Origin of the sequence: Methanoculleus sp. UBA413 (genome assembly GCF_002502935.1) — an archaeon.
GTDB classification, from domain to species: domain Archaea; phylum Halobacteriota; class Methanomicrobia; order Methanomicrobiales; family Methanoculleaceae; genus Methanoculleus; species Methanoculleus bourgensis.
Genome location: NZ_DAQR01000084.1, coordinates 1 through 9,058 on the forward strand (window position 1 = coordinate 1; position 9,058 = coordinate 9,058).

Genomic DNA, 9,058 nt, shown 5'->3' on the forward strand with positions numbered 1-9,058 from the left:
AGGAGAGCTGCTCCCCCTGGTACCCCCGCACCTCCGCAGGTGCAAGCTCCGTCACTCCCGGTCTGTTCCCCGCCAGATCGAGGGCATAGAGGACGGCGATGGCGCCGATCAGCAGTATGACTATGATCTGACCCCTACGGCGTCCTCGTCGCATGAAAGTTCCCCCATATGATCCGTATAACTGCTGATGTGTGGCACCGGGCTCGTATAAAAACTGCAGTTCAGATGAAAACAGGGGGTGGGGCCCCGGATCGCCTCAGCGGGGGGCCGGTGCCACTGGCGGGGCCTCCTCGGCCTTCGGAGCAGCCGCACTTCTCCTGTAACTGAACTGCCCTTCTCTCAGTTTCAGGAGCTGCTCCGGCGTCATATATGCATACATCTGGATAAGCCGGGCGATGAGTCCGGTCCACCCGGTCTGGTGGCTCGCGCCCAGCCCTGCGCCGCTGTCGCCGTGGAAATACTCGTAGAAGAGGATGTAGTCGCGCCAGTGCGGGTCCTCCTGGAATTTCGGTGCGACCCCGAAGACCGGGCGCCGGCCATTCTCATCGCGGAGGAAGATACGTTCAAGCCGGTTCTTGATCTCCTCGCTCACCTCGTAGAGGTTCATCCACCTGTCCGAGCCGGTGGGGCACTCGATAGTGAAACTGTTCCCGTAGAATGCATAGAGGTTGAGCAGGCTCCTGATGATCAGAAGGTTCATCGGGAACCAGATGGGTCCCCGCCAGTTTGAGTTCCCGCCGAACATATTCGAATTGGACTCCCCCGGCAGGTATTCGACCCGGAACTCCTGCCCGTCCAGGACAAAGGTGTACGGCTCCTCGGCATGGGCACGGGAGATGGAACGGATCCCGTAGTCGCTCAGGAACTCGTTTTCGTCCAGCATTCTTGAGAGGATCCGGCGCAGCCTCTCTTCATTCACCAGGGAGAGGAGGCGGCGGCCCTGGAACCCGTGCCGACCCGGCGACGTGATATTGGCGGTGAGAAGAGGATGGGCCTGGCTGAACCAACGTGCGCGTTCAAGGAATACAGGCATCTCTTTGGCCACCTCCGATGGGAAGACGGTGCTCGAGCAGAGGGGGAGGAGCCCCACGAGGGTCCGTACCCTCAGGCGGGTTGCGCTCCCGTCAGGCAGGTGCAGGAGGTCGTAGAAGAACCCGTCCCACTCATCCCACATCCCCTCCTGATTCTCGCCCATGCGGTTCATCGCAGATGCGATCCAGAGGAAGTGCTCGTAGAACTTGATGGCAAGCTCCTCGTAGACGGGATCATGAACGGCAAGCGTAACAGCGATCTCCAGCATGTTCTGGCAGTAGAGCGCCATCCATGCGGTTCCATCGGACTGTTCCAGGTAGCCTCCCGACGGGATTGTTGCGCTGCGGTCAAAGACGCCGATGTTATCGAGCCCCAGGAACCCGCCTTCAAAGACGTTCCGGCCGTAGCGGTCCTTGCGGTTCACCCACCAGGTGAAGTTCATCAGGAGCTTCTGGAATACCGCTTCAAGGAACCGGAGATCATCCCTACCAAAGACCTCCTGCTCGACACGGTAGATGAACAGGGCTGCCCAGGCGTGCACCGGGGGGTTGACGTCGCTGAAGTTCCACTCGTAGGCCGGGATCTGGCCGTTGGGGTGGAGGTAGCGTTCGTGCAGTATTAACTCCAGCTGCTGTTTGGCGAAGCCCGGATCAATCATCGCAAAGGCGGCCAGGTGGAACGCAAGATCCCAGGCAGCATACCAGGGGTACTCCCACTTATCCGGCATCGATATGATGTCCGCATTGAACATGTGGAACCACTGGTTGTTGCGGACAGGACGTTTGTCGCCGAGAGCAATATTGGACCCGTGCTGACGGAGCCAGCGGTCCAGGTCGTAGAAGTAATACTGCTTCGTCCAGAGCATGCCGGCAAGCGCCTGGCGCATCACATTCGCCGCATCCGGACTGACCGGCGGAGGGGTGATGTTATCGTAGAACGCGTCCGCTTCCTTCTTCCGGGCACTCAAGATCTCCTCAAACCGGCTTCCGAAAGGAGCGTCCTCGCCGGCTGCACCAGGTCCTGAAGGAGGGGTATCGTTCAGCCGCAGCCGCATCACCCGGCTCTCCCCGCCGGGAATGGTCAACGGGAAGTAGGCCGAAGATTTCGTTCCGGTCCGGGTGGGGTTCACCGCCGCGGTCTTGCGGGAAACAACGTAGTCATTGATGCCGTCCTTGACGTAGGGGCTGGTGTTCGGGATGCCCTGGATGCGTTCCGTGTTTGTCTCGTTCTCGGTGAAAAGCAGTTCAGGGGCGCCTTCACAGTAGAGATACCGAACGCCAAGGTCCGGATGACTGGCCTGGATTACGCTCGTGCCGGGAGGGCCTTCCACCTGTTTCAGGAACGGTCTTCTGACGCCCTTCTCAAGCCACCAGGTATTGCGGAACCAGAGTGTCGGCAGGAGGTGCAGAGTAGCCGCATCAGGCCCCCGGTTCCACACCGTGACCTGGATCAGGATATCCTCGGAGGAGTCCTTCGCGTACTCCACAAAGACATCAAAGTAGCGATCGTCGTCGAATATGCCGGTATCGATGAGCTCGTACTCCGGTTCGTCCCTGGTGCGTCTCCTGTTCGTCTCCACAAGATCGTCGTACGGGAACGCCGCCTGCGGATACTTGTAGAGGTATTTCATGTAGGAGTGCGTCGGGGTATTGTCCAGGTAGTAGTAATACTCCTTTACGTCCTCGCCGTGGTTCCCTTCGGCGTTCGTAAGGCCAAAGAGCCGCTCTTTTAGGAACAGATCGGCACCGTTCCAGAGGCTCAAGGCAAAACAGAGCCGCTGGGAGTCGTCTGAGAGACCTGCGAGTCCGTCCTCCCCCCACAAATAGGTGCGGGAGCGTGCATGGTCGTGGGGGAAATGCGCCCAGGCGTCACCATCATCGCTGTAATCCTCTCTTACCGTCCCCCACTGCCGCTCGCTCAGGTAGGGGCCCCACCTGCGCCAGGGCACATCCTGCTCATAGACCTCCCGAAGTCGCTCTCCCTCCTCTGTCGCGGCGACAGTATTTGCGGATGACATGCAGGGTCAGGTGAAAAGGGAGCGGATATACTTTTCGGCATTTTCGCAGGATTGCACTAATTTTTCCTGATTTACAATAAACAGCCCTTGTATCATGCCTTTTTTCTGATGGATACCCGATTTACGTTCTCTCCGGGACCTGCATCACAACATACGATCCCCTTCTTCGCCATCCCTCGTTCTTGTCTAAAGACCGGTTTTCCGCAGGTTGGAACGATAGAGAACATCATCTCTGCGGATCCCCGGCACGCCACCGGGCAAAATGCCCGGCAGTTAAACTAATATACACCAGATCCTTTTGACCGTTCAATTTGAGGGCTGGCATTAATGAACAGCACATTAAATCAGGTCCCCCGGGCATCAACGGCAACCCCGCAGGGCGTGCTCCTGCCGCTTGCGCTGGCCCAGTTTATCTGCAGTTACGCTGCCTCGAACATGAACGTGGCCATAAGCAACATCGCCACCGACCTGGGGACGACGGTCAGCGGCGTCCAGACGACCATCGCCGTCTTTACGCTCACCATGGCAGCCCTGATGATCCCCGGCAGCAAGCTGACGGATATCCTGGGCCGCACGTATCTGTTCAGGCGGGGCCTCCTGGTTTACGGTGTGGGAGCGCTGATAGCGGCAGCGGCGCCGGGGCTCGGGATCCTGATCCTTGGCTACTCGCTCCTCGAAGGCATCGGGACCGCGCTGCTTATCCCGCCCGTGTACATCCTCGCAACGGTCTTCTCCCCCAACCTCACCTCACGCGCCCGCGCCTTCGGCGCGATCAGTGCGGCGGGCGGTATCGGGGCGGCAGCAGGTCCGCTGGTCGGCGGGATCATCACCACCGCGATCAGCTGGCGCGCAGCCTTTGTCGTGCAGGCTCTTGTCGTCGGCATAGTCATCATCCAGAGCCGGAAGATCGTCGATCCTGGCGTTCAGGGCCCAAAACCCAGATTAGACATCGTCGGAACCATCCTCTCGGCGGCAGGACTCTTCTTCGTGGTGGTCGGCATCCTGCAGGCCTCGACGTACGGCTGGTTCCGAGCCAGTCAGGATTTCGTCGTCGGCAACACGGTCGTGATCCCGCAGGGCGGTATCTCGCCGGTATGGTTGTTCGTGCTCATCGGACTGGTTTTACTGGCCTGGTTCTTCTGGCACATCAGGTCCATGGAGCGGGCGGGCAAGGAACCTCTGCTCTCCACCAGGCTGTTTAAGAACCGCACATCCAACCTCGGCCTCGTCACGCAGAATATCCAGTGGCTGGTCCTGCTCGGCCTCTCCTTTGTGGTATCCGTCTACCTGCAGACGGTGCGGGGCTACAACGCGATCGAGACGGGTTTGATCCTTACGCCGGCCACGATCGGCATTCTGCTCTCCTCGATGGCCGCAGGCAGGCTGGCGCGGAGGCGTTCCCAGGCAACACTGATCCGGGCGGGCTTTGTCGTGACGGTAGGCGGCGTCTTCCTCCTGCTGTTGCTGGTTCGAGAAACATCCAACGTCTTTACCTTTGTGCCGGGCCTCTTTCTGGTCGGTGTAGGCGTCGGGGTCATGCTGACATCCTCGGTCAACGTTGTACAATCCAGCTTTCCCGAAGAGGACCAGGGAGAGATATCAGGCCTGTCACGCAGTGTCTCAAACCTGGGCTCCTCGCTCGGCGTAGCCATTGCAGGCACCGTCATCGTATCCAGCCTGGTCACGGGGAATCTGGGCTACGCCCTGGCCCTGGTCGTTCTAGCGTTTTTTGCGGTGATCGGTCTTGTGGCCGCGATCCTGCTGCCCACGGGTCCGGTTCCCCAGGCCCCGGACCAGCCTGATTTGCAGTTGCCGGAATAATCGTAGAGCGGGTTCGCTGGAACCCTCAATTTTTGCCGGCTGTCCTTTTAGAGTTCTTCTCGCCTCTCGGATGAGGACATACGGTTACCCGGCGAGAGAGAATACGGCAGTCCCGCCCGGCGCAGGAGGTAATAACCGCCGCAGAGAGCAATGATGATCAGCGCGATACCGATGAGTTCGCCTGGAGTTGCCGAACCCAGGAGGATGACTTTTCTTGCGATAGCGATGATTGCGACAAGGATGATGATCTCGACATGGAACTCTCTCCTCTCCAGGTACGCTTTTATTGTCTCCAGGAGTTCCAGGCCGATGAGGACCAGCAGAAAGTACCCGAAGAGTTCGAACAACTCCGGGCTCTCAAGCCGGAGGGGAGTAACCTCAAACAGCCCTATGAATGTCAGCCACCCCAGTTCGAGGAGCGTAAAGAGTAATACCACTACCAGGAAGACAATGAGCACGAGGTAGGTGAAACGCTCAAACCACTCCACGAAGTGGTGCATGCACGGCCTATCATGCTGGTCAATATAAATAACTGCCGGGAACTCGCCCCGGATTTACACCTCGAGCATATCCCAAAAGTATGCGACGATGCCCCGATAGGGACGTCGCTCTTCGGTGCTTGTGCCCCTACCGAACCGGCAGTCGCACATCTCACCGGGTATCATATCAGGAGAGGGAGACTCGCCCCGGACAAGGCTCTGCCCGGCAACCACTCCCGCGATCCTTGCAGGACGAGGGTTTGAAGGCCGAAGATGAACCGGGGAACAGCCCCGTCTGCCGTATCCGCATCCACCACCCTGATGCTCATCGGCCGATATGGCACCGTGGGGGTTTGGGAACGAACTCCTCCTTATTCCACTCCCTTCTCCTCTCCACCCGAACGCGGATGTGCACGGGACCGGAAGTATGCCTCGATCTGCTCCAGGGACATTCCTTTTGTCTCCGGTACAAGTTTGAATATGAATAACCACGCAAACAGGGCGACCAGGGCGTACAGGAGAAAGACACCGGACTGGCCGATGAGGTTCACCATCGAGAGGAACGTCGCCGCAATGATGAAGTTTGCAGCCCAATTCGTGACCGTCGCGAGGCTCATGGCCAACCCCCGTACGCTGAGCGGATAGATCTCAGAGATGATCAACCAGAAGATCGGTCCAAGGCCTACCGCAAAGGAGGCTACATAGATGATGAGCCCTATCGCGGTAACCAGCCCTAATGACACGGCCATCTGTCCGGCACTACTGTTACTGAGGGCAAACCCGGTCCCGAGGATCAGCATGGCGATACCCATACCGGCAACGCTCCACAGGAGCAGCGGGCGGCGTCCCGCCCGATCGACAAGCCAGATGGCGACCAGGGTTACCAGGACATTTACAATACCGATCCCGACCGTTGCGGCAATCGAGGCGGTGGCCTCCTCGAGACCGGCAAACTGGAAGATGGTCGGGGCATAGTAGATGACGGTGTTGATGCCGGTCGCCTGCTGGAGGACCGCCAGGCCGACGCCGAGGACCAGCGGAAGCCTGACCGCGGGCGCAACCAGATCCGACCATGTGCCGGCCCCTTCCTCACGAACGCTCCTCACGATACCGCTCAATTCTTCCGAGACATCGGTAGTGCCACGGATCTTCTGCAGGACGCCTGCAGCATCATCGGGCCGGTTTATAAACACCAGCCACCGGGGGCTTCGGGGCATCAGGTACATGCCGAGAAGGAGGATCGTGCCCGGGATCACGCCCACGAGAAACATCGCTCGCCAATCGCCGGCCGCTGCGAAGTAGAAATTCACGCCGTAGGCGATCAGGATCCCGATCGTTATCAGAAGTTGGTTGAGCGATACAAGAGCGCCCCTGATACTTTCGGGCGCAACTTCTGAGATATAGAGGGGAGCGACGAACGAGGCGATTCCGATCGCTATCCCGATCAGGATCCTGCCGATGAGAAATATGGAGAAGAGAGAGGAGAGGACGACTACGAATGTACCGATGAGGAAGATCACCGAGGCGGCCAGAATGGAACTGCGGCGCCCCACCCTGTCGGAGAGAGGGCCTCCGAAGAGCGCCCCGATGATCGCACCCACCAGCACGGAACTCACCGCCACTTCGGTCATGACGCTCGTGAGACTGAATTCCTCGTTGATGAACAGAATCGCTCCCGAGATGACACCGGTATCGAACCCAAAGAGTATCCCGGCAATGGCGGCAATTGCAGCAACGACGAGGACAAAACCTGTAACTTTTCCGCGTTCAGACGTCATACGGATCCCCTTTCTTACTTTGGGTCCATGCTCCAGTGGGAATTGAAAGCCGAAGACGGTCAGGTATTATATTCCGCGAGAATGCTGTGGTTCGGGCCGTGAGGAGGAGTAAGGGCGAAACCCATCGCAGGGGCGAATGGAATACCACCAGATGATAATCCGTTGGAGAAGCCCGCCGGAGATGTCATCGAGTTCAGTTGCAAGTTTAGTATTTAAACTCTGCGTCTCTTCATACGGGACCGCTCCTTGCAGGGTCGGACACCGGTCACCGTGGTCCAGACATCACAGGCCGTTTACCCGTTGCCGACCGTCATCCTTCCTCCGGCCAGGATAGATAATCAGCCTGCCAGAGAGTGAGACCTCTATGGGCCGGAAGGGCGTTCAGTCGCATCGTCGAACCCAAACGTCGATGAAAACAGTCGGTATATCGTGCAGCAGTCTGGGTTATATAGTTGAACCAGCATCCTGCTCCGGAGGTGCGCTATGTCTCTTGGTCCAGTGGAATATATGGTCATCGAATTCCCGGGAAACCAGTTCAAAGGCGAGATTATCCCGGCGTTGCGTGAGGTGGTCGACAAGGGCGTCATCCGGATCATTGACCTGGTCTTTGTGAGGAAAGATGAACTGGGCAACGTCAGCGTGATGGAACTCAGTGACCTTCAAAAAGATGCGGCAAGCGCATTTGCCCCACTCGCACGGGATACAACCACACTCCTGGCTGAAGATGACATACAAAAGGTCAGTGATATCATTGAGAAGAATAGCTCCGCGGCACTCTTCCTGTTCGAACACCTGTGGGCAAAGAAGTTCCGGGATGCAGTCCTGAACGCCCATGGAGAGGTGATCGCTGGCGAGCGCATCAAAAAAGAGAAGGTAGATGCCGCGCTTGCATGGCGACCCGGGGAACTGGAAGCGGCCGGTGGCAGTAGAGCGAGTTGAAAAGAGTTTGGAAGTCATCGGAGGAGAGATATCATGAGAGGCGGTCGACCAGGTCTTATCGGCACTGTGGCTCGTACAGCTGTGGTCGCTGGAACAGCCACTGCAACTTCCCGGGCTGTTAATAAGCGGATGCAACAGAGAGAGATGCAGAAGGAAGCACAGGCAGAACAGGCGGCACAACGCGAGCAGCAGGTCCAGGCCGTTCCCACCCAGACGGGCATGACCCAGGAGCAGAAACTGGCTCAACTCAAGCAACTGGCGGAACTGAAGCAGATGGGAGCCCTAACGGAGGAAGAATTCCAGCAGGAGAAACAGAAGATCCTTGCCCAATAGGACCGTTAATTTCTCTTTTTCCGACCAGAGCACCGATCCCCGTGGCGGCGGCAGCTCATCCCGGGTAATGCGCGAGGTTTGCGTGGAAAAAAGGGTTAGGCGCTGATGGCAGCCAGTGTGCCATCCTCGCGCATGAACAGCCAGTAGCCTTCGGTCGGGAAGAGTCTCTGGTTCTCCCCCCGTGCTCCCATCTGATCGTTGATGAGCGCCGGCCGGTAGTTCTGGTTCTGTGCGTCGTAACCGACAACATAGACCCAGCTGTCTTCCACCGATGTGAGCGTCTCGTTTGCGGTCGACGGGGTCAGGTCAGAGTAGCCGATGGCGTTCCAGCCCGGGCTCAGCGTCTTGGACGCCGGGGCAGTCACCGGGTCGGTGCTGAACGTCAGCCGCACGGTTGCGGTCCCGTTGGAATAGACCCAGTATCCATCGAGGACTTCCAGGGTCGTATTCGCGCCCACGGGCTCAAACCCGGTCGCCGGAGCGTAGGTGTAGATCGGCCGCCCGGCGGTGTCGACGTCCCCGAAGACTGCTATCGCGGTGTTGTTGCCCTCGGAGAGCGGTCTTGGGATGGAGACGAAGTTCCAGCCGTCATAGAGCTGGAGGTCCATGCCCGCCGATGGTGCCGGCGTTGGCGTCACGTTCACTGTTGGGGTGGGTGT

7 protein-coding genes are annotated in these 9,058 nt (G+C 58.6%); 3 read left to right on the top strand and 4 right to left on the bottom strand.

The window, feature by feature from the left end:
* Nucleotides 1–256: 256 nt before the first annotated feature.
* Nucleotides 257–3,049, bottom strand: a complete 2,793-nt coding sequence (locus tag BP858_RS06935) for an MGH1-like glycoside hydrolase domain-containing protein (RefSeq protein WP_286879165.1) — start codon at nucleotides 3,047–3,049, stop codon at nucleotides 257–259.
* Between the two features lie 327 nt (nucleotides 3,050–3,376).
* Here BP858_RS06935 and BP858_RS06940 point away from each other — a divergent pair, with 327 nt between their 5' ends.
* A complete protein-coding gene (locus BP858_RS06940; RefSeq protein ID WP_286879166.1) occupies nucleotides 3,377–4,870 on the top strand; it encodes an MFS transporter in 1,494 nt (497 codons plus the stop codon).
* 47 nt (nucleotides 4,871–4,917) lie between these two features.
* On the opposite strand, the gene BP858_RS06945 is transcribed toward BP858_RS06940, so the two are convergent.
* Together BP858_RS06945 and BP858_RS06950 are read right to left on the bottom strand one after the other, a co-directional pair.
* A complete protein-coding gene (locus tag BP858_RS06945; RefSeq protein ID WP_074175145.1) occupies nucleotides 4,918–5,370 on the bottom strand; it encodes a phosphate-starvation-inducible PsiE family protein in 453 nt (150 codons plus the stop codon).
* A 350-nt stretch (nucleotides 5,371–5,720) separates the two neighbouring features.
* The gene (locus tag BP858_RS06950; protein WP_286879167.1) at nucleotides 5,721–7,127 is read right to left on the bottom strand and encodes a sugar porter family MFS transporter; all 1,407 of its coding nucleotides are present in this window, start codon (nucleotides 7,125–7,127) and stop codon (nucleotides 5,721–5,723) included.
* A 483-nt stretch (nucleotides 7,128–7,610) separates the two neighbouring features.
* On the opposite strand from BP858_RS06950, the gene BP858_RS06955 reads away from it, so the two are divergent.
* Both BP858_RS06955 and BP858_RS06960 read left to right on the top strand, forming a co-directional pair.
* The gene (locus BP858_RS06955; protein WP_286879168.1) at nucleotides 7,611–8,066 is read left to right on the top strand and encodes a DUF6325 family protein; all 456 of its coding nucleotides are present in this window, start codon (nucleotides 7,611–7,613) and stop codon (nucleotides 8,064–8,066) included.
* Nucleotides 8,067–8,195: 129 nt separating this feature from the next.
* The gene (locus tag BP858_RS06960; protein WP_214166594.1) at nucleotides 8,196–8,399 is read left to right on the top strand and encodes an SHOCT domain-containing protein; all 204 of its coding nucleotides are present in this window, start codon (nucleotides 8,196–8,198) and stop codon (nucleotides 8,397–8,399) included.
* Between the two features lie 95 nt (nucleotides 8,400–8,494).
* Here the strand turns inward: BP858_RS06960 and BP858_RS06965 are convergent.
* Nucleotides 8,495–9,058, bottom strand: a 564-nt coding sequence (locus tag BP858_RS06965; RefSeq protein ID WP_286879169.1) for a hypothetical protein, incomplete at its 5' end; no start/stop codon positions are given.

Bases quoted from the DNA above. Each gene is read 5' to 3' on its own strand.
- BP858_RS06935 (WP_286879165.1), bottom strand. From the start codon at position 3,049: ATGTCATCCGCAAATACTGTCGCCGCGACAGAGGAGGGAGAGCGACTT.
- BP858_RS06940 (WP_286879166.1), top strand. From the start codon at position 3,377: ATGAACAGCACATTAAATCAGGTCCCCCGGGCATCAACGGCAACCCCG.
- BP858_RS06945 (WP_074175145.1), bottom strand. From the start codon at position 5,370: ATGCACCACTTCGTGGAGTGGTTTGAGCGTTTCACCTACCTCGTGCTC.
- BP858_RS06950 (WP_286879167.1), bottom strand. From the start codon at position 7,127: ATGACGTCTGAACGCGGAAAAGTTACAGGTTTTGTCCTCGTCGTTGCT.
- BP858_RS06955 (WP_286879168.1), top strand. From the start codon at position 7,611: ATGTCTCTTGGTCCAGTGGAATATATGGTCATCGAATTCCCGGGAAAC.
- BP858_RS06960 (WP_214166594.1), top strand. From the start codon at position 8,196: ATGCAACAGAGAGAGATGCAGAAGGAAGCACAGGCAGAACAGGCGGCA.